Raw genomic sequence first — 18,881 nt, 5'->3', positions numbered from 1 at the left:
TTCATCTTTCCCAGTCCGACGACAGAGCTGCGAGAGGTGCCGAGATGGCAACCCCGCACCTCTCGCATCTTCCTATTTTTTCGCCAGCGACACGATTTCTCCTCCGCCTTCGGTCTTTCTGAAGGTGAAGTTCACCTTGTCTCCTTCGGTAACGGACGCGCGCTGCGCCGGATCTGCGGTGAACCCCATGGTCATGGCTGGCCATCCGGCTTCGGGTACTGGTCCGTGATCGATCGTAATGGTGCCCGCGGTAGCGTCGATCTTCGTGACCGTACCTTCGGCGCTTGCAGTCACGCCGGTTTCGCCTGACTGCATCATGGGCATGTCGGCCGTCATAGCCGTGTCGTTCCTGTACGTGTTGTCTGCTTCACTGCCGCACGCGGCGAGCGCGAGCGGAGCGGCCAGCAGGATTTTCAGGCGGGTTGGGATAGGCATTGTTCTTCTCCTTCGGTTGGGGTGGGTTTTGGCCTCCGGGGTCGCCGCATCAGCAAATATGCGGCTGGAAGTACAAACATGGACAATAGAGGCGCGGTGATCATGCCGCCGATCATCGGGGCGGCAATGCGGCTCATAACTTCGGAGCCTGCACCGGTGCCGATAAGGATCGGGAACAGGCCTGCGAGGATCACCGCCACGGTCATTGCCTTTGGCCGAACGCGCAGGAGCGCGCCTTCGCGGATTGCCTGGTTTACTTCCTCCACATCCGGATCGGCCCGCTGCTCGAGCGCTGCCTTGAGATAGATCAGCATGATCACGCCGAACTCTGCCGAAACGCCGGCAAGAGCGATGAACCCCACCGCCGTGGCGACTGACTGATTGTATCCGAGCCAGTAGAGCAGCCAGAAGCCGCCGGTCAGCGCGAAGGGCAAAGTCCCCATGATCAACAGCGCTTCGTCGAAGCGGCGGAAGATCAGATAGAGCAGCAGAAAGATGGTGGCCAGGGTCGCCGGAATGACGATTTTCATGCGCTCCGCTGCGCGGGTCAGATATTCGAACTGACCGGCGTAAGAAAGACTGACGCCGGACGGAAGATTGACATCGGCGGCAATCGCATCTTGAAGATCGCTCACCACCGAGGTCAGGTCACGGTCGCGGACATCCACATAGACGTAACTGGTGGGCCGGCCCTGCTCGCTTTTCAGCATCGGCGGCCCGCTACTGACCTTGATCTTCGCTACGGTGCCAAGTGTGATTTGCTGGCCGGAAGGCGTCAGAACGGGAAGGGCGCGCAATTCGCCAACGCTGTCACGTATTTCACGCGGATAGCGTACGTTGATAGGGTAACGCGCCAGTCCCTCAACCGTTCGCCCCACATTGGCACCGCCGATCGCGCCCGACACAATCATCTGCACATCGTCGATGTTGAGCCCGTAACGCGCGGCTGCGAGGCGGTCGATGTCGACATCGACGTAACGGCCGCCGGTCAGACGCTCTGCCAGTGCGGAACTTACGCCCGGTACGGTTTTGGCCACGCGCTCCACACTTTGAGCCACCTTGTCGATATCAGCCAGGCTCTCACCAAAGACCTTTACTCCGATCGGACTTTTTATTCCTGTTGCCAGCATATCGATCCGATTACGGATCGGCGGGACCCAGATATTCGCCAGCCCCGGCACCCTCACGGTGCGGTCAAGTTCCTCAATCAGCTTCTCGGTCGTCATCCCCTCGCGCCATTCCTCGCGCTCCTTGAAGCGGATGGTCGTCTCGAACATCGTCAATGGAGCGGGATCGGTTGCGGTGTCGGCCCGCCCCGCCTTGCCGAATACGGTCTCGACTTCGGGAACCGATTTGATCAGGCGGTCGGTACGCTGAAGCAGCGCGGATGCCTGGCCTGGCGAGAGACCAGGGAGAGCACTCGGCATATAGAGGAGATCGCCCTCGTCCAATGGGGGCAGGAATTCCCCGCCTAATTGAGAGAAGGGTATGAGGGTCGTGAGAAAAATTGTACCTGCGATGGCCAATGTGGCTTTCGGCCACTGCATAACCCAGTCGAGTCCCGGTCGATAGGCCCGGGTGAGCCCGCGATTGATCGGATTTTTCTCTTCGGACGGTATCTTCCCGCGGATCAGCCATCCCATAAGGACCGGCACGAGTGTAACCGACAAAATGGCCGCTCCCGCCATTGCATAGGTCTTGGTAAAGGCGAGCGGAGCGAACAGTCTTCCCTCCTGCGCCTGCAAGGTGAACACGGGGATGAAGGAAAAGGTAATAATCAGAAGACTGAAAAACAGCGCCGGGCCCACTTCCTTCGCGGCGTCCGCTATTACCTTCCAACGCTCCTGACCGACCAGTTTGCGGTCGGGATTGGCGTGCGTCCATCGTTCCAGATGTTTGTGCGCGTTTTCGACCATGACAATCGCCGCATCGACCATCGCTCCCACGGCAATGGCAATGCCGCCGAGCGACATGATATTGGCGTTAACGCCTTGGAAGCGCATGACGATGAAGGCGGCGAGGACGCCCAGTGGCAGCGTGACGATCGCTACCAGAGCAGAACGCACATGCCAGAGGAACAGCGCGCAGACCAAGCCCACGACAATGAATTCCTCGATCAGTTTGTGCGTCAGGTTCTCCACCGAGGCGTCGATCAGCTGGGCCCGGTTATACGTCGTGATAACCTCGACGCCTTTGGGTAGGCTTGCCTTGAGCTGTTTGAGCTTGGCTTCGACAGCTGTGATTGCACTGCGCGCATCGGCCCCCTGGCGCAGGATCACCACACCGCCTGCCACCTCACCCTGGCCATTGAGTTCGGCGATACCGCGCCGCAGTTCCGGGCCGATCTGGATTGTCGCTACGTCGCCCAGCGTCACAGGGATCGCGGCGCCGGCGACGCGCAGCGGAATGGAGCGGAAATCGGCGAGCGTCGCGAGATAGCCCGACGAGCGAACCATATATTCGGCCTCGCCCATCTCGACGATCGACCCGCCCGCTTCCTGGTTGGAGGCGCGGATCGCCTTGACGATCTCGGCATGGGTGACGCCGAGCGACGCCATGCGATAGGGATCGAGCACAACCTGGTACTGTTTCACCATGCCGCCGATGCTGGCGACTTCGGCAATGCCTGGAATCGTCTTGAGCTCGTAACGCAGGAACCAGTCCTGGAGGCTCCGCAGTCCCGCCAGATCGTGGCCTCCGGTGCGGTCGACCAATGCGTATTCGTAGATCCAGCCCACCCCGGTCGCGTCGGGACCGAGCGCGCTGGTCACGCCCTCGGGAAGCCGCCCCTGCACCTGGTTGAGGTATTCGAGAACGCGCGAGCGCGCCCAGTATAGGTCGGTGCCATCCTCAAAGATCACATAGACATAGCTGTCCCCGAAGAACGAATAGCCGCGCACCGTCTTGGCGCCGGGAACCGAGAGCATCGTGGTGGCGAGCGGGTAGGTGACTTGGTCTTCAACCAGCCGCGGCGCCTGGCCCGGATAGTTGGAGCGGATCACTACCTGGACTGTCCCCCGTCAGCGCCTTTGGCACAGATTTGAGGTTGTGAATTAAGGAGGGTTGGGGCTTCGTCGTAGTGACGAAGGAACGAAGATGAAGCCCCAACCCTCCTTGAAAAAATCGCCGACAAAGGCCCCTGCTGAGCGGGTGGTGAAGGACATTCGGCGTCAGACCCGTCGCCACTTCTCGGCCGAGGACAAAATCCGCGTCGTGCTTGATGGGCTGCGCGGCGAGGACAGCATTGCCGAGCTGTGCCGCAAGGAAGGCATCGCCCAGAGCCTGTACTACACCTGGTCGAAGGAGTTCATGGAAGCGGGCAAACGCCGCCTGGCCGGTGACACCGCTCGTGCCGCGACCACTGGCGAGGTGCAGGACCTGCGCCGCGAGGCTCGTGCCCTGAAGGAATGCGTGGCCGACCTGACACTCGAAAACCGTTTGCTGAAAAAAAGCATGATCGCGGATGGGGGCGACGACGAATGAGGTATCCTGCATCCGAGAAGCTCGAGATCATCCGGACCGTCGAGCAGTCGCACTTGCCCGCCAAGCGGACGCTGGACCAGCTCGGTATCGCCCGTCGGACGTTCTACCGCTGGTATGACCGCTACCTCGAGGGCGGGCCGGAAGCCTTGGAGGATCGGCCATCGGCGCCGAGCCGGGTGTGGAACCGCATCGGCGACGACATCCAGGACCAGATCATCGAGATGGCGCTGGAGGCTGACGCGACCGACCTCAGCCCGCGTGAACTGGCGGTGCGGTTCACCGACGAGAAGCGCTACTTCGTGTCAGAATCCACGGTTTACCGCCTGCTCAAGGCCCACGATCTGATTACCAGCCCGGCCTATGTCGTGATCAAGGCCGCCGATCAGTTCCACACCAAGACCACCCGGCCCAACGAGATGTGGCAGACCGACTTCACCTACTTCAAGATCATTGGCTGGGGCTGGATGTACCTGTCGACCGTGCTCGACGACTTCTCGCGCTACATCATCGCCTGGAAGCTGTGCACCAACATGCGAGCCGAAGACGTGACCGACACGCTGGACCTCGCCCTCAAAGCTTCGGGCTGCGACAGCGCTACGGTGCTGCACAAGCCCAGGCTGCTCAGCGATAACGGCCCCAGCTACATCGCCGGCGAACTGGCTGAATACATCGAGGCTCGGAAGATGAGCCACGTGCGCGGCGCCCCGTGTCACCCGCAAACCCAGGGCAAGATCGAGCGCTGGCACCAGACCTTGAAAAACCGCATCCTGCTGGAAAACTACTTCCTGCCCGGCGACCTCGAGATCCAGATCGAGGCCTTCGTCGAGCACTACAATCACCAGCGTTACCACGAGAGCCTGAACAACGTGACACCCGCCGACGCCTACTTCGGCAGGGCACCGGCCATCATCCAACAGCGTGAAAGGATCAAACGACAGACCATCGAGCATCGGCGCTTGCAACACCGCAAGCTCGCCGCATAACATCAGCCCCCAGACGAGGCCCGCACTCCGCTAATTTACGCCGCGAGTTGCGCCAAATGTTCTGACGACGGACAGAAAGCTCCCGCTCGATCTCGCGCAACGGCTTCAGCCAGGTAACAGTGATCTTCGAGGATCACACCGATCTCTATTTCGCGCGCCAGCAGGTGGCCGAACGGCTCAATCAGGCAAAAGGCACTTTGCCCGAAGGGGTCGAGCCACAAATGGGTCCGGTTTCAACCGGACTTGGCGAAGTGCTCATGTACACCGTCGATTTTGCCAAACCCGGCAGCAAGGCCGCGCCCAAAGTCGCGGGCCAGCCAGGGTTCCAGCCAGACGGCTCCTATATGACACCGTCTAGTGAAATCCTGACAGATGAGGTGGCCAAGCTTGGCTATTTGCGCACGGTTCAGGACTGGGTGATCCGCCCGCAGCTCAAGACAGTGTCAGGCGTTGCCGGGATCGACTCGATCGGCGGCTATGAGAAGCAGTTTGTTGTCCAGCCCGATGCGTCCAAGCTCTCGACTTACGGCATCTCCTTTTCCGAACTGGCCGAAGCCCTCGAACGCGCCAACATCTCTGTCGGCGCGAACTTTGTCGAACGGGGCGGCGAAGCCTTCCTCGTCCGCGCCGATGGCCGCATCCGCTCGGTCGATGAAATCGGCCGCGCGACCGTTGCCAGTCGTGGCGGTGTCCCTGTCGCGGTTCGCGACGTTGCCACTGTCCAGATCGGCGGCGAACTGCGCACCGGCTCGGCTTCCGAAAACGGCAAGGAAATCGTTGTCGGAACCGCGCTCATGCTTGCCGATGGCAATAGCCGGGTGGTCGCTTCCGCAGTCGCGGATCGCCTTGAAGAGGTCGCCAAATCGCTCCCGCCCGGCATTACGGTCAAGTCGGTTCTGGATCGCTCTCAGCTGGTCGATGCAACCATAGGCACGGTTGAAAAGAACCTGCTGGAAGGTGCGTTCCTCGTCGCGATTGTGCTGTTCTGGCTGCTCGGCAACATCCGCGCGGCCATCATTGCCACGCTTGTCATCCCGATCTCGTTCCTGATCATGGGAACGGGCATGAACCTCACCCGCACATCGGGCAATCTGATGAGCCTGGGAGCGCTCGATTTCGGCCTGATTGTCGATGGCTCGATCATCATCATCGAAAATTGCCTGAGGCGTTTGGCCGAACGGCAACATCATGAAGGGCGGCTGCTCAGTGTGACCGAGCGGCTGCACGAGGTGTTCGAGGCATCGCGCGAGATGGTGAAGCCGACCCTGTACGGCCAGGCGATCATTTTCCTCGTGTTCGTGCCTCTGCTGACTTTCACCGGCGTCGAGGGCAAAACCTTCTCGCCCATGGCAATCACGGTCATGCTGGCTTTGGCCGGCGCCTTCATCGCTTCCCTGACCTTCGTGCCCGCAATGGTTGCGCTGCTGATCCGCGGTAAAGTGGCCGAGAAGGAAGTTCGGGCGATCGCATGGGTGAAGGAGCGCTATGAGCCCGTGCTCAGGAGGGTGATCGATCGTCCCTGGCCGTGGATCGGCGCGGGAGCGGGCACCTTTGCCGCTGCGGGTCTGGTGTTCACCATGCTGGGCAGCGAGTTCATCCCGACACTGGGTGAAGGCAATCTCGCCATGCAGGCGCTGCGTATTCCTTCGACCTCGCTCAACAAATCGCAAGAGATGCAACTCCAGGTCGAGAAGGCTGTCGCTACATTGCCGGAAGTCGCCTTAATCTATTCCAAGACCGGCACGGCGGAAGTTGCGAGCGACCCGATGCCGCCCAACGCTTCGGATACGTTCATCATTCTCAAGCCTCGGGAAACCTGGCCTGCGGGTGTCAGCACCAAGGACGATGTGATCGAACGGGTGGAGAAGAAGCTCGAGCCACTCGTCGGCAATGCGTTTGAAATTAGCCAGCCCATCCAATTGCGCTTCAACGAACTTATAGCCGGCGTGCGCGGTGACATCGCGATCAAGCTGTATGGCGACAATCTCGAGGAAATGGGCCGCGCAGCCCAGCAAGTGGCGGCTGTGCTGAAAACGGTCCCCGGCGCTGCCGACGTGAAGGTGGAGCAAACCGCCGGTTTCCCCGTCCTCGACGTCCAGTTCGACCGAGATGCCATCGCACGGTACGGACTGACACTTCAGGATGTCAGCGATACTGTTTCCATAGCGCTTGGCGGCCGGGACGCTGGCATCGTGTTCGAAGGCGACCGGCGCTATGACATTGTCGTGCGGCTCGACCGGGCAACGCGTGATGATCTCGACGCAGTAGGCGCGCTCCCTGTGCTGCTACCCGGCGAAGGCGGCGCGCGCGCATCGGTGCCTTTGCGCGAACTGGCGAAGTTCGGCTTCTCCGAAGGCTTGAACCAAGTCAGCCGTGAAAATGGCAAGCGCCGTGTTGTCGTGCAGGCCAATGTGCGCGGCAATGATCTGGGTTCATTCGTTGCCGAAGCACAGAAAAAGGTCGCAGACCAGGTCAAGCTACCTACAGGCAGCTTCATCGAATGGGGCGGTCAGTTTGAAAACCTGCAAGCCGCGTCGGCACGATTGTCGGTCGTTATCCCGATCATCTTCGCCGCGATTTTCGGCATCCTGTTTCTGGCACTAGGTGGCGTGCGTCAGGCGATTGCGGTCTATTCGGCAATTCCGTTAGCGCTGGCCGGCGGCGTGTTCTCGCTGCTTCTGACTGGACTTCCCTTCTCCGTCTCTGCTGCTGTCGGCTTCATCGTTCTTTCGGGTGTGACGGTGCTCAATGGACTGGTCGTGATGACCAGCATCAACACGCGGATCGACGCAGGCAAGCCGGTTGATATGGCGATCAGCGAAGGCGTGATGGAGCGCGTTCGTGCGGTCCTGATGACGGGCATCGTTCCGGCCATCGGCTTCGTGCCGATGGCGCTCGCCACCGGTACGGGCGCCGAGGTGCAGAAGCCGCTCGCGATCGTCGTGATCGGCGGCTTGATCACCTCGACTTTGCTGACGCTGTTCGTTTTGCCTGCCATCAGCCACTTGCTGCTGCGGGGACGCCACAAGCATCATGTCGCGGGTGACTACGGCGATGTCGACAAGTTCGGCAGCGAATTGCCTGTCAAGTGAATATGGTGGGCGGCCGTGTCAGCGACGATGCGTCGGCCGCTCATTTTTTCAGGGCCGCTGGGCCGGGATATCCAGCGGCTCGCCTCGAGATAATTGAAGGACAACCGGCATGACGGAAAAAGCGCAGTTCGATATTCCGCTCGTCTTGCCTGGGGTGGCGGATGCCGCAGATGCCTGCGTCGAACGAATTATCGGCCGATTGAGACCGCGCACTGGCGTCGATGAAGTCCACGTCGTCCCTGCAACAGCCAATCAACCAGCGAAGCTGTGCATCGATTACGATCCCGACACACTTTCGCTTTCGACCGTCCGGGCTGAAGTCGGTGCCGCCGGAGCCGAGATCGCGAGCCAGTATGGACACATAATCTGGCAAATCGCCGGGCTCCATGCCCGACGGGCGCGAACGATCGGCGATCGGCTGGCGCAGCTCCCAGGGATCCTCGAGGTCAATGTCAATCCGGCCGGACTGGTCCGTATCGAATTTGAGCGGGCAGTGATCGCCGAAGACACACTCGCCGATGCGCTTACGGGAATGGGAGCCGCGCCAACTGAACTATCGGCCGAGCCTGCCCACGTCCCCAAAGAAGAAGCAGATGGCGAGGAGGAGCACGACCACGACCACGATCACGGGGGGCCGTTCGGAGCCAACACCGAGCTGATTTTCGCGATGGCTTGCGGCGCGCTGCTGGCGGCTGGATTTGCCGTAAGCAAACTTTGGGACGCTGCGCCTGTCTGGCTCTCTTTCGCCTGCTACGTGGCGGCCTACGGGTTCGGTGGTTTTTTCACCGTTCGAGAGGCCATCGACAACCTCCGGCTCAGACGCTTCGAGATCGATACACTGATGCTTGTCGCGGCGGCAGGCGCCGCCGCGCTGGGAGCTTGGGCCGAAGGAGCGCTCCTGCTCTTCCTGTTCAGCCTTGGCCATGCACTCGAACATTACGCGTTGGGCCGGGCGAGGCGGGCTATCGAAGCGCTTGCCGAACTCGCTCCGCGAACCGCGCTTGTGCGCAGGAATGATGGAAGCACTGCGGAGATCACTGTCGAGGAACTCGTGGTCGGCGATGTCGTGATCGTCAAGCCCGACGAGCGGATCGCAGCAGATGGCTTCGTTATCAAGGGTGATAGCGCGGTCAACCAGGCGCCGGTGACCGGTGAGAGCATTCCCGTCGACAAGCGCGCGGTTTCCGACCCCGCTCTGGCCCGTGCCAATGCGGACCGGCTCGATGCCGCATCCCGTATCTTCGCCGGTACGATCAATGGCAGCGGGGTCATCGAATTAGAAGTGACCCGGCTAGCGAGCGACAGTACGCTCGCCAAAGTCGTCCGCATGGTCAGCGAAGCCGAGACGCAAAAATCACCCACCCAGCGCTTCACCGATCGGTTCGAACGTGTCTTCGTACCGGCGGTGCTTGGCCTTGCCACGGTCCTGCTTTTTGCCTGGGTCGTTGTCGACGAACCGTTCCGCGATAGTTTCTATCGCGCCATGGCGGTGCTAGTTGCAGCGAGTCCTTGCGCACTTGCGATCGCAACCCCGAGCGCTGTGCTTTCCGGAGTTGCCCGTGCTGCTCGGGGCGGCGTCCTGATCAAAGGAGGCGCCCCGCTCGAATTGCTGGGCTCGCTGGATGCCATCGCTTTCGACAAGACTGGAACCCTTACCAGCGGCGAGCCACGCATTCGCGAAATCATCCCTGCGTCTGGCGTGTCGAAAGAAGAATTGATGGCGTTAGCCGTCGCAGTTGAAAGCCTCAGCGACCATCCGCTGGCACAGGCTATCGCCCGGGATGGTAAGTCGCACATTGGTGACCACGCAGTGCCCTCCGCCAGCCAGATCAATAGCCTGACAGGACGCGGGGTTTCAGCTGTGGTCGACGGTGAGCAGATTCTCATTGGCAAGGCCGAAATGTTTGGCGCCGATGGCGTCGCTCCTCTTTCGCAGGCCATGGCGGAGGCCATCGAGCAACTTCGTCAAAGCGGGCATACGACGATGGTCGTGCGTCGCGGTGATCGGGATCTCGGCGCCATAGGCTTGATGGATACGCCGCGCGAAGCAGCTCGAGCGACGATCGAACGCCTTCACGCAATCGGCATCCGTCGCATGATCATGCTCTCGGGAGACAACCAGCGCGTTGCAGACGCGGTCGCGAAACAAGTCGGACTCGACGAGGCCTGGGGTGACCTGATGCCGGAGGACAAAGTCGAAGCAATCAAGAAACTGAGCGCGGAGACAAAGGTCGCCATGGTCGGTGATGGTGTCAACGATGCGCCGGCGATGGCCAGTGCGACCGTTGGCATCGCCATGGGGGCCGCTGGATCAGACGTCGCTCTCGAGACTGCCGACGTGGCGTTGATGGCGGATGATCTTGCCCATCTGCCTTTTGCGGTCGGACTTAGCCGCCAGACCCGCTCGATCATCCGCCAAAATGTCTTCGTCAGTCTTGGAGTGGTTGCACTCCTGTTACCGGCGACGATCTTTGGGCTCGGCATTGGTCCAGCGGTGGCCATGCACGAAGGATCGACCTTGGTTGTCGTGTTCAACGCATTGCGGCTGCTTGCTTACAAGGATTTTCGATGAGATGTGAACTGACGACTTGGCGCACGATGCGCGATGTCTTCATTGTGACCGCTGCGATATGCTCGGGAGGGGAATATGTCTGAATACAACCTGCTGATCGACGCGTGCCCCAAGGACAATCTGGACTTTCTGCTTGCTTGCGCGCGCGATCTCAATCGGCGCCTGCAAGCCCGGCTTTCTGGCGTTTGCTATGCTTGGCCGAAATCGAGCCCAGTTGGAGCACTCGTGGCAAGCCCCCTCTCGGCGATGCAGGAGGAAGCGCGCATGACCGTGCACTTGGCCGGAGCGCGAAAAGCATTTCAAGCGGCCTTTGCCGAAACCGGGCTGCCGGTCGCCTGGTACGAAGGAATTGGCGAGCCAAACGACCGCATACTGGAACAGCTATATTGTGCGGATTTGCTGGCGACGATCGAATCGTCCAGCGGCCCTTGCACCCAGGCGGATCCCATCGATCTTGCTGTACGGTCGGGTACGCCGGTGCTTCGTATCCAGCAAGGACTGCGAGAACTTCCCCTGCGAACCGCAGTGGTCGCTTGGAAGGATTGCGCATCGGCCAATCGCGCGCTTCGCGTTTCGCGCCCTTTGCTCGCCTTGGCGGAACGCATCTACGTAATCGGTGTCGGTGACGAAGTTTCTCGCGAACGCTTGGAACAGATTGCGGCATTCCTGAACGAGCAGGGACTCAAAGCGGACGCCGAGCATCTGCCAAGCGCCCACTCCAACCCCGGCACTGACATTATGGGGCAAGCGTTTCTCTGGGAAGCGGATCTGGTTGTTTCAGGGGTCAAGGGCGAGCGCAGCCTGCGCGAGCGCTTATTGGGCGATGTCACGGACAAGCTTGCGGGGTATGCCGGATTTTCCTGGCTGATGTGCGCCTAACGATGGGAGTCGGCACGACCATCGGTCGATCATCGGGCCAGCGGTCAAGGGGAGATACCGCAGGCCCAAGCCAACGCCTGCTCGCGTTCTTCAGGCGTATACGCCCTGTAGCTGATGTTGGGCAGGAGTGCACTTTCGAGCCGTGATTCTAGGCGGACCCACGCTTGATCCGCGACCACGGCCACGCGGCCAAAACGATCAAGCTTGCCGAACAAGGGCATGGCCCGCGCCATGTGTGAGGGGAGGGCGGAAATTTCGATTCCGTCGATCGCTTCGGTTTCCACGAACACATGGATGATCTCGTGTTTCGCCAACGCTTCAACCAGGCAATCCATGGTAGTTTCCAGGTCGGCACCCGTGATTTTGTGCGACATCTTGATGGCTATTACATCGTCGCGACTGTCCAGAATTTCCAGCATGCCGTTTCTCCCATTGGCCCGCAGTCATACCAGTGCGAGGCCAACAGTTGCCGGTTATTTTGCGCGGCTGTCAAATGCCGATGAAGTTCATGGTCGCCATTCCCGAACCCCAGCATGCCGCCATGAACACCCTTGTAAATCAGGCTCCGTGGGAACGCGCGCGGGCCATGAAACAGGAATAGGCCGGGCCGTTAACCCGCCCTATTCCTGCTTGGAATGACGCTTATAACACTTGGCCTTCGACAATCAGAGCAACGTTGAAGCTACTTCATCCAGATCATGCCATTGCAAGTGGTGTGGTCCCACGATCAGGAGTAACGCCGATTTCTCGTCTTCACCAGCACCCCGAAATCCATCTCGTCTCGCGCATCGGTTGGCTGCGGGCGGCTGTGCTCGGCGCCAATGACGGGATCGTCTCGACCGCGAGCCTGATCGTCGGCGTGGCGGCGGCATCCGCCGCCACCTCCGAGGTTCTGATCGCAGGCGTCGCCGGCCTCGTCGCCGGGGCCATGTCGATGGCGGCGGGGGAATACGTTTCTGTCAGCTCACAATCGGACTCCGAACAGGCCGATCTCGCGCGCGAACGGGCGGAGCTTGCCGGGCAGCCGGAATTCGAACGGGAGGAACTGACCCGTCTTTACACGGAGCGCGGTGTCGAGCCTGACCTTGCGCGCCAGGTCGTCGACCAGTTGATGGCGAGAGACGCGCTTGGCGCCTATGCCCGCGACGAACTCGGCATTTCAGCAGTCACTGCAGCTCGCCCGATCCAGGCAGCTTTGACCTCTGCTGCGACATTCTCCGTTGGTGCCGCGATGCCTCTCGCCATGATCCTGCTGATGCCGCGCTCATTTCTGGTTGCGGGCGTCTCGATCGCCTCGCTGGTTTTTCTCGCTCTGCTCGGAGGCATCGGCGCGAGCGCCGGCGGGGCCAATGTTTTCAGGTCCTCGCTGCGCGTGACGTTCTGGGGTGCACTTGCCATGGCACTGACGGCCGGCATCGGAGCGGTCTTCGGTACCGTCGTATGAGGTTTGCAGTCGCCGCCCCACCGGAACTCAGAGGAACCGCATACGGGATGTTCAATCTGGTGACGGGAATCGCGATGCTCCCGAGGATGGATTCGGAAGAAACTCTCGAGGCAAATTGCCAAAACGGGTGCTGGCTGGAGCTCCAAACTGGCTACCAGAATCGGCTTACCGCAAAACTAAATCAGTTCGTCGCAGGGACCTGAATTGGGGGTATCGTTGGGGGTATTTTGCGACGGTTTTGTTAAATAAATATGTTATAACAAATAGATAGGTAGTGCGCGTTGGTCCCTCCTCCGCTACCATTGATTTTAAAGCATTTTTCCCAGATTTAAGACAAGATCGCCCGGGCAGTTGGGCGTTTAGTTGGTAGAAATTGTTCTCCCTTCGAGCTTTCGGATGGCCGCTTCGCTCAGTGCTGGGTCGCGGTGCATGTAGTGGGCGTCGAGGATGCTCCCGACCTCTTTCATGCTGTGTCCGGTGATCGCTGCGATCTCGGGAACCGTGGCGCCGGCGATGGCCAGGCGGGTCACTGCGGTGCCGCGCAGGTCGTGGAAGGTGACGTCCGTTACGCCTGCCTTGATGCACGCCTTTCGCCATGAGGCGCGGAAGCCCGATTCGGTCCAGGCGGTGCCGTGCACGGTCGCGAGGATGGTTTCCGGCAGATCCTTGTTCTCCTGCGCGTATCGATCCTTTTCGGCTTTCAACGCTGCTTTCAGAGGCGCGCCCACAGGGATCACGATCGGCACCTTCGTCTTGCGCTGGCGCAGGCGGATCGTTTCGCCGTCGTAGGCTGCCCATTTCAGGCGCAGGAGATCGCCTTGCCGCTGGCCGGTCCAGAGCGCGAGGGTGAGGGCGAGCCGCAGGTGATCCGGTGCCTTCGCGTGGAAGGCCTTTTCATCGGCGTCCGTCCAGACGTTCTCGGAGCGCGCGGCGCGATAGAGGCGGCCGGGGCGCTCGCAAGGGTTCACCGGGACGAGGCCGCGATTGTACGCCCATGAAAGCGCACGGGCGAGAACGGCAAAGGCATAGTCGGCTTGCCGCCGCGACTTGATCGCGAGGCGTTCGCGCCAAGCGAGGAACTCGCCGCGCGTGCGGCGATCCTCTAGTGCGGTGACCGGGAAGTCTCCGAACTCGGCCGCGATCACCCGCAGGTGCTTGCGGTAATCCTTGCGGGTTCGCTCGGCCAGGTCGGTGAACTCGGTCGAATCTTCGAAGAGATCGAGGACCGACATCAGCTGGTCCTTGCGCGGCGGGATCTTCGCAGTGACGGCGCGGTTGTAGCTGGCGACGAATTCGGGCGAGCCGGGCGTCCCTTCCAGGCGCGGGCCGCCTTTCCAGGCGTAGTAGTAGGTGACGGTCTTGCCGGACGAGAGCTTGCGCGTCGTCCGGTTGATTCCCTTAAGTCGCATTCGCATGGCGCTTCTGCTTCCATTCATCGAAGGGTGAGGAGGGTGCTTCAGGCGCTACGCCGGTCAGCACGCGGATCGTCCCATCGGGCGCGATCTCCACGCCGGAGACGGCAACCTGCGCCGCACGCACGGCTTTGACCGCGCGAACGACATCGGCCTGGCGGAATGCTGCGGGGGTGCGGGCCATGGTCAGTCGATCCCCAGCGCCGATTTGTAGGTGTCTAGGATCATGTCCATTTCGCGCCGATCGTCGGGCCGCATCTTCCTCAGCCGCACGATTTGGCGCATCGTCTTCGCGTCGTATCCAACGGCCTTGGCCTCGTTGTAGATGTCGCGGATATCGTCGCTCAGGCCCTTCTTCTCTTCCTCGAGGCGCTCGATCCGCTCGATCAGGAGGCGCAGTCGATCGTCGGCGGGGCGGCGGCTCTCGCCGATTTCGACAGGCAGGGACACTTGTTGTGCAGTCTTCATGCTCCGATCCTCATGAGCTGGTCGATCGCCTCGCGCGCCTGCTCGGCGCCGCGCTGCCAAAAGAGGCCGCGCTTGGTTTTCGGGGCGTACGGGTTGATGGCCGGAACTCCGCGGTGCAGCCTCTCGGCGATCACGGCATCGCGGCCCTCGCGGATATGCTGGGAAATCCGGATCATGTCGGCAGCATCGTCCAGAGGGCCGCGAAGGCCGCGAGGATCGCCGGAGTTAGCGCTGCGAGAGCCGCCGTCTCCCGGCGAAGCGGTGCGGGCGTACTGCGCCAAAGTGCGGCGACGTTCACTGCACGCTTCCTGCAGGCAGTACCGGGGCGCACTCGCCGCAGTAGGCATAGACGTCGTCGGCCGCCTCAACGGTGGCCCAGCCAGCGGGAAGCATCGGGGTCCGGCGATGCTCGACCGATTCGCAGGCAGTGCACTGAAAGGTGAAGGGAAAGCCTACGATTCGGGCCTTCGCCTGGATATGCTTGTGCGTCCGCATGGGGAGTCTCCCGTTTTCTAGAAGCTGGACCAGGTGGAGAGGCAGTCGCGCAGGGCGACCGAGGCGAGGACCAGTGCGCCGATTGCGATCAGCAAAGCCCAAGGAGAGGGCGCGCGATCATTCGATGCCGGATGGCGCGGCGCGCAGCGCTGGCAGCGGCAATGGTTGGGATGGATCGGGGATTTGGGCACGGCGCAACACTCCATTCCCGTGTGGCGGGTCGGTCAAAGCTGGTTGGCGGGCAGCTGGCGGGCGTCTGGTTTGGGGCGGCCGGGATCAGCCCGGCGGCTTGGCGGTATCCGCGGAGCCGGGTGGATCTGGATCGGCGTCGAACATGTCGGGTTGGCTCGGGTCGCGCTCACGCATCGATTCGAGCGCTTGCTGCCGCGTCATCTGGCGCAGCGGCAGGTTTACTCGCGGATCCGGGATCGCGCTCGGCACGATGCCGTAGTCGTAGGCCAGCGAGGCGCGCCAGGTGTGGCCGCAGGCGATGTTGCAGCACTGGTAGTAGATGTCTCGGTGCTGTCCGGTGACCTGCTTGCTGGAGCGCACGAGGCCGCGTGCCCGGCAGTGCGGGCAATAGAGCGGTGCAAAGCGGCCAGCATCGTCGTCCGCGACGATCAGCTGACGTGGCGCCTGTGCCTGCATGTTCGTCCCGGACATCGCTCAGACTCCAAGAGCTTCCTGCCGCTCGACGGCGCGCAGCGCGCATGTGAGCGAGGAGATCGCTTCCTCCGCTTCCTTGCGAGCGCGGCGCCGGGTCTCGGCATCGGGAGACATCGACGCTTCGATCAGGGCCGCTACGGCCTCTCCGCTTTCCTTGGCAGCGTCTGCCGCGGCGCGCGCCATGTCGGCTTGTGCGGCTTCCTTCACCGCCAGCTCGAGGCGCAGGCTCATCAGGCGATGGAACGGTGCGTATGCGCCGCCATGTTCGATATAGGCGCGGTCGAGCCGCTCGGCGTCGATCATGCGGATTTCGATCTCGCAATCGGGATCGGACCAGTTGCGCACGCTGCGTTCGGAGACGCCGCAGATTGCCCCGCAGCGATCCCACCCGATCAGGGAGGCAACGCCGGTGAGCGTGTGTTGGTACGTGAGGGGCTCGCGGCGCTTGGTCATGCGCGGGCCTGCTGCGAAATGGCGTGTCCATTGAAGGAGACGTTGGCCGTGCCTCGGTCTACCCCCGTGAATGCGCCGGGAGCATGAGGCACCTCGCGAGGGTAGATGTCAGGGCGAAGGTCATGGCGCGAAACGCCGGTTTCGGCTTCGATACGAAGGACATACTCGGCGGGCAGGCGCTTGACCTGGAGCCATTTCCAGACGGCGGGTTGCCCGACGCCACAGGCTCGAGCGAGAGCGGATTGCGACCCGGCAGTTTCGACTGCCTGGAGAAGGGCTTCATATGGTGTGATGGCGTCGGGCATGACTATGGAATATTCTAAAAGGAATAATCCGGTCAAGGGTAAATCGAAGCTTCCCTATTATTCCCGATGGAATAATCTCCTCTGCTATGCGTGTAGGTGAGCGAATTGCGAAGCGTCGTGGCGAGTTAGGGCTTTCACAAACCCAGCTGGCACGGACGGCTGAGGTCTCTCAGGGGACGATTGCCAAGCTAGAGGCTGGCATCAGCTCCGGGTCGTCGCAGCTCCACAAGATCGCTCGTGCGCTGCAAACTACGGCAGAATATCTGACCGGAGAGACAGACGATCCGGGCAAGGGCTATGTGCCCGTGCCGTCGACGGAGAGTGTGGCCTCAGAGCTTGGCCTTGTCCCGGTTCGTGAAATCGACCTGTCGCTGGGCATGGGCTCGACTTACCTGGACGTTCCCGTAACCGAGACGATCCGGCATTTCCCGATTGAGTGGCTGCGCCTCTACACGCGAGCAGCGCCGGAGCAACTATTCTTCGCCCAGGGGGCAGGGGACTCAATGGAGCCGACCCTGCGCGACAGCGACCTCCTCCTGATCGACTGCTCTCAACAAAACCTCAACATCAGCGACAAAATCTGGGCCATAACCTACGCCGGCCTAGGCGCCATCAAACGCCTCCGCGCCCTCCCAAACGGCGGCGTAGAAATGATGGCCGACAACCCCCACGTCTCCAACGCAACAGCTTACGACGACGAAATGCACATCTTAGGCCGCGTTGTTGCTACTGTACGAAAGATGTGAAGACCAAATTTGCCAGTTATCGCGATTTAGCTGCGAGATTTGAAGGGCCACCAGCTTTTGTCTTGTTTCACATCTGATGGTACCTCGGCTTCGTGAGGTTCGTTTTTTTGTGAAGGGGTTGCGAAGTCTCCCGCGAGCTGACTAATTTCCCAAGCTTCTAGATCAACATAGGTTGGCACCGGTGAATCGATCATCGGGCGTGGATATCCCTGATACCATTCGACCGCTTCACCGTTTTTCTTCCGCTTCCCTTTCTGGAAAATGTCTCGATATCGGTAGGGAGAGATTCCAAGGAAGGGCATGAAGGAGACATGGGTATCGCTATCCTGTTCGATTTCGATCTCGTTCTCGTGGAGTTCCTTCGCTTTGCTCTTCGGGTAAGGTTCCATGTAGACGACCTTTGATATTCCCGCTGCAAGGACGTGTTTCGTGCAGTTGTGACAAGGAAAGGTCGTGCAATAGAGCGTCGCTCCTTTCAATGAGCGGCCTAACCGGGCTGCGTCACAGATTGCACACATTTCTGCGTGCACCACGCGCCCATATTCTGTGAGATCGGTGATCGCGGCGCCATATAGAGCTCCCTCTCCAACCGTGGGAGAAGAAGAAGGTTTTTGAGTGAGGCGATCAACAATTTGAGCGGAATTGCCTATTTCTCTCGCTTCGTCCGACAGCAGCCCCCCGCGTTGCAATCGTTCCATCAGATCTCGAATGACTTCACGTTTAAGAAGATCATTGGGATCGTGGCCGATTTTAATATCTCGAAAATCCGGTTCTTCACCGTCCCAGTACGTGCCGCCAAAGGCTTTGGGTACTTCGTTGCAGCCTTGGGTAATGATTTCTCCATCAGTAGAAAAAATCGCTGCACCAACCTGCCGAGAAAGATCACTAGACCGCAACGATGCAGATTTGGCTGCGTACATTCCATATTCTGCTTTGGTTGGCGCGATTTCCGTTTTGCCAAATAATGCATCTATGAATCGAACGGTTTTCGCTTTCATTTCCTCTTTATGAATTCCATCAATAAACACGTCTGCTCTGTGGAAAGTTTCACGGAGGTGCTGACCATGAGCGTCACCGTCTTCATTCATATCTCGATGCATGAGTTTGTCAGCTTTAGCGCTGATTTCATGGTCTGGAACATCAAGCTGCAAAGAGCGCTTCAATTTCTGTTCGATGATCCGTTTTCTGCTTTCAGCGGAGCCATAAGCCGAAACTAGGATAAATTGCCGACCATAAACTCTCCGAAGGAGTTCAACTTCTTCTGGCCGCTTTAACTGCCGGACGATGTATGCGGTTTGTGGGGAGACAGTTTCCGCCGGCGGCGAAGCTCCGCCATTTTCCTGCTTTTCAGCACACTCAAACTGTTCGGCACGCCGTTGCCTTATGGCCCGCATAGCAAAGCGCATCAGTGTATCAGGGTAACCGCTGCACCGGCCCCACGCAGGAGC

18 protein-coding genes and 2 pseudogenes are annotated in these 18,881 nt (G+C 60.5%); 6 read left to right on the top strand and 14 right to left on the bottom strand.

Annotated elements, in window-relative coordinates; genetic code table 11:
• Positions 1 to 72: 72 nt before the first annotated feature.
• On the bottom strand, positions 73 to 435 hold the full coding sequence (locus JI59_RS26085) for a copper-binding protein (protein ID WP_138921433.1): 363 nt from the start codon (positions 433 to 435) through the stop codon (positions 73 to 75).
• Positions 414 to 3,446: pseudogene (locus tag JI59_RS04530) on the bottom strand (efflux RND transporter permease subunit); the annotation flags it as partial. The gene JI59_RS26085 and the pseudogene JI59_RS04530, both read right to left, overlap by 22 nt.
• A gap of 85 nt (positions 3,447 to 3,531) precedes the next feature.
• Between JI59_RS04530 and JI59_RS04520 the strand changes: the two are divergent.
• The 4 genes and pseudogenes from JI59_RS04520 (at position 3,532) to JI59_RS04505 (ending at position 11,444) form a co-directional block, all read left to right on the top strand.
• Positions 3,532 to 4,901 (top strand): IS3 family transposase gene (locus JI59_RS04520; protein ID WP_144401105.1). Its coding sequence is split into 2 segments (ribosomal slippage): positions 3,532 to 3,879 and positions 3,882 to 4,901, totalling 1,368 coding nucleotides; the frame shifts between segments, so codons are not numbered across the junction.
• A gap of 74 nt (positions 4,902 to 4,975) precedes the next feature.
• Positions 4,976 to 7,993, top strand: a pseudogene (locus tag JI59_RS04515) (efflux RND transporter permease subunit); the annotation flags it as partial.
• 109 nt (positions 7,994 to 8,102) lie between these two features.
• On the top strand, positions 8,103 to 10,565 hold the full coding sequence (locus JI59_RS04510) for a heavy metal translocating P-type ATPase (protein ID WP_007013982.1): 2,463 nt from the start codon (positions 8,103 to 8,105) through the stop codon (positions 10,563 to 10,565).
• Positions 10,566 to 10,640: 75 nt separating this feature from the next.
• Complete coding sequence (locus JI59_RS04505; RefSeq protein WP_007013983.1) at positions 10,641 to 11,444, top strand: universal stress protein; 804 nt, start codon at positions 10,641 to 10,643, stop codon at positions 11,442 to 11,444.
• A gap of 44 nt (positions 11,445 to 11,488) precedes the next feature.
• On the opposite strand, the gene JI59_RS04500 is transcribed toward JI59_RS04505, so the two are convergent.
• On the bottom strand, positions 11,489 to 11,863 hold the full coding sequence (locus JI59_RS04500) for a SpoIIAA family protein (protein WP_007013984.1): 375 nt from the start codon (positions 11,861 to 11,863) through the stop codon (positions 11,489 to 11,491).
• 323 nt (positions 11,864 to 12,186) lie between these two features.
• Here JI59_RS04500 and JI59_RS04495 point away from each other — a divergent pair, with 323 nt between their 5' ends.
• Positions 12,187 to 12,888 (top strand): VIT1/CCC1 transporter family protein, encoded by a 702-nt coding sequence (locus tag JI59_RS04495; protein ID WP_038576967.1) that lies wholly within the window; start codon positions 12,187 to 12,189, stop codon positions 12,886 to 12,888.
• Between the two features lie 359 nt (positions 12,889 to 13,247).
• Here JI59_RS04495 and JI59_RS04490 read toward each other — a convergent pair whose 3' ends face one another.
• The 10 genes from JI59_RS04490 to JI59_RS26080 form a co-directional block, all read right to left on the bottom strand.
• Entirely contained in the window at positions 13,248 to 14,303 is a 1,056-nt protein-coding gene (locus tag JI59_RS04490; protein ID WP_038575520.1) for a tyrosine-type recombinase/integrase, read from the bottom strand.
• Positions 14,287 to 14,484, bottom strand: a complete 198-nt coding sequence (locus JI59_RS04485) for a hypothetical protein (RefSeq protein WP_007013988.1) — start codon at positions 14,482 to 14,484, stop codon at positions 14,287 to 14,289. Before JI59_RS04485 ends, JI59_RS04490 begins: the two co-directional genes overlap by 17 nt.
• Positions 14,485 to 14,486: 2 nt before the next feature.
• Positions 14,487 to 14,768, bottom strand: a complete 282-nt coding sequence (locus JI59_RS04480; protein WP_052117836.1) for a DUF2312 domain-containing protein — start codon at positions 14,766 to 14,768, stop codon at positions 14,487 to 14,489.
• Positions 14,765 to 14,944 carry a hypothetical protein gene (locus tag JI59_RS04475; RefSeq protein ID WP_007013991.1) on the bottom strand — a complete coding sequence of 60 codons (180 nt, stop codon included), beginning with the start codon at positions 14,942 to 14,944 and terminating at the stop codon, positions 14,765 to 14,767. The genes JI59_RS04480 and JI59_RS04475 overlap by 4 nt, the downstream gene beginning before the upstream one ends.
• Positions 14,941 to 15,066: a hypothetical protein gene (locus JI59_RS27965; protein ID WP_007013990.1), complete on the bottom strand. Its 126-nt coding sequence runs from the start codon at positions 15,064 to 15,066 to the stop codon at positions 14,941 to 14,943. Before JI59_RS27965 ends, JI59_RS04475 begins: the two co-directional genes overlap by 4 nt.
• Positions 15,063 to 15,263, bottom strand: a complete 201-nt coding sequence (locus tag JI59_RS04470; protein WP_007013992.1) for a hypothetical protein — start codon at positions 15,261 to 15,263, stop codon at positions 15,063 to 15,065. The genes JI59_RS27965 and JI59_RS04470 overlap by 4 nt, the downstream gene beginning before the upstream one ends.
• A 17-nt stretch (positions 15,264 to 15,280) precedes the next feature.
• Positions 15,281 to 15,454: a hypothetical protein gene (locus JI59_RS27035; RefSeq protein ID WP_007013993.1), complete on the bottom strand. Its 174-nt coding sequence runs from the start codon at positions 15,452 to 15,454 to the stop codon at positions 15,281 to 15,283.
• 85 nt (positions 15,455 to 15,539) lie between these two features.
• Positions 15,540 to 15,926: an Ogr/Delta-like zinc finger protein gene (locus tag JI59_RS25570; RefSeq protein WP_052117835.1), complete on the bottom strand. Its 387-nt coding sequence runs from the start codon at positions 15,924 to 15,926 to the stop codon at positions 15,540 to 15,542.
• Positions 15,927 to 15,929: 3 nt separating this feature from the next.
• Positions 15,930 to 16,382 carry a hypothetical protein gene (locus JI59_RS04455; RefSeq protein WP_007013995.1) on the bottom strand — a complete coding sequence of 151 codons (453 nt, stop codon included), beginning with the start codon at positions 16,380 to 16,382 and terminating at the stop codon, positions 15,930 to 15,932.
• Positions 16,379 to 16,687, bottom strand: a complete 309-nt coding sequence (locus JI59_RS26080) for a helix-turn-helix domain-containing protein (protein ID WP_007013996.1) — start codon at positions 16,685 to 16,687, stop codon at positions 16,379 to 16,381. The genes JI59_RS04455 and JI59_RS26080 overlap by 4 nt, the downstream gene beginning before the upstream one ends.
• A gap of 86 nt (positions 16,688 to 16,773) precedes the next feature.
• Here JI59_RS26080 and JI59_RS25560 point away from each other — a divergent pair, with 86 nt between their 5' ends.
• Complete coding sequence (locus tag JI59_RS25560; RefSeq protein WP_052117833.1) at positions 16,774 to 17,433, top strand: XRE family transcriptional regulator; 660 nt, start codon at positions 16,774 to 16,776, stop codon at positions 17,431 to 17,433.
• 26 nt (positions 17,434 to 17,459) lie between these two features.
• Here JI59_RS25560 and JI59_RS04440 read toward each other — a convergent pair whose 3' ends face one another.
• Complete coding sequence (locus JI59_RS04440) at positions 17,460 to 18,839, bottom strand: anti-phage dCTP deaminase (RefSeq protein WP_007013998.1); 1,380 nt, start codon at positions 18,837 to 18,839, stop codon at positions 17,460 to 17,462.
• Positions 18,840 to 18,881 lie beyond the last annotated feature (42 nt).

The sequence above is a fragment of the Novosphingobium pentaromativorans US6-1 genome, assembly GCF_000767465.1.
Taxonomy (GTDB): domain Bacteria; phylum Pseudomonadota; class Alphaproteobacteria; order Sphingomonadales; family Sphingomonadaceae; genus Novosphingobium; species Novosphingobium pentaromativorans.
The sequence above is the reverse complement of the archived record's forward strand: the minus strand, read 5'-3'. Positions and strand labels throughout refer to the sequence as shown.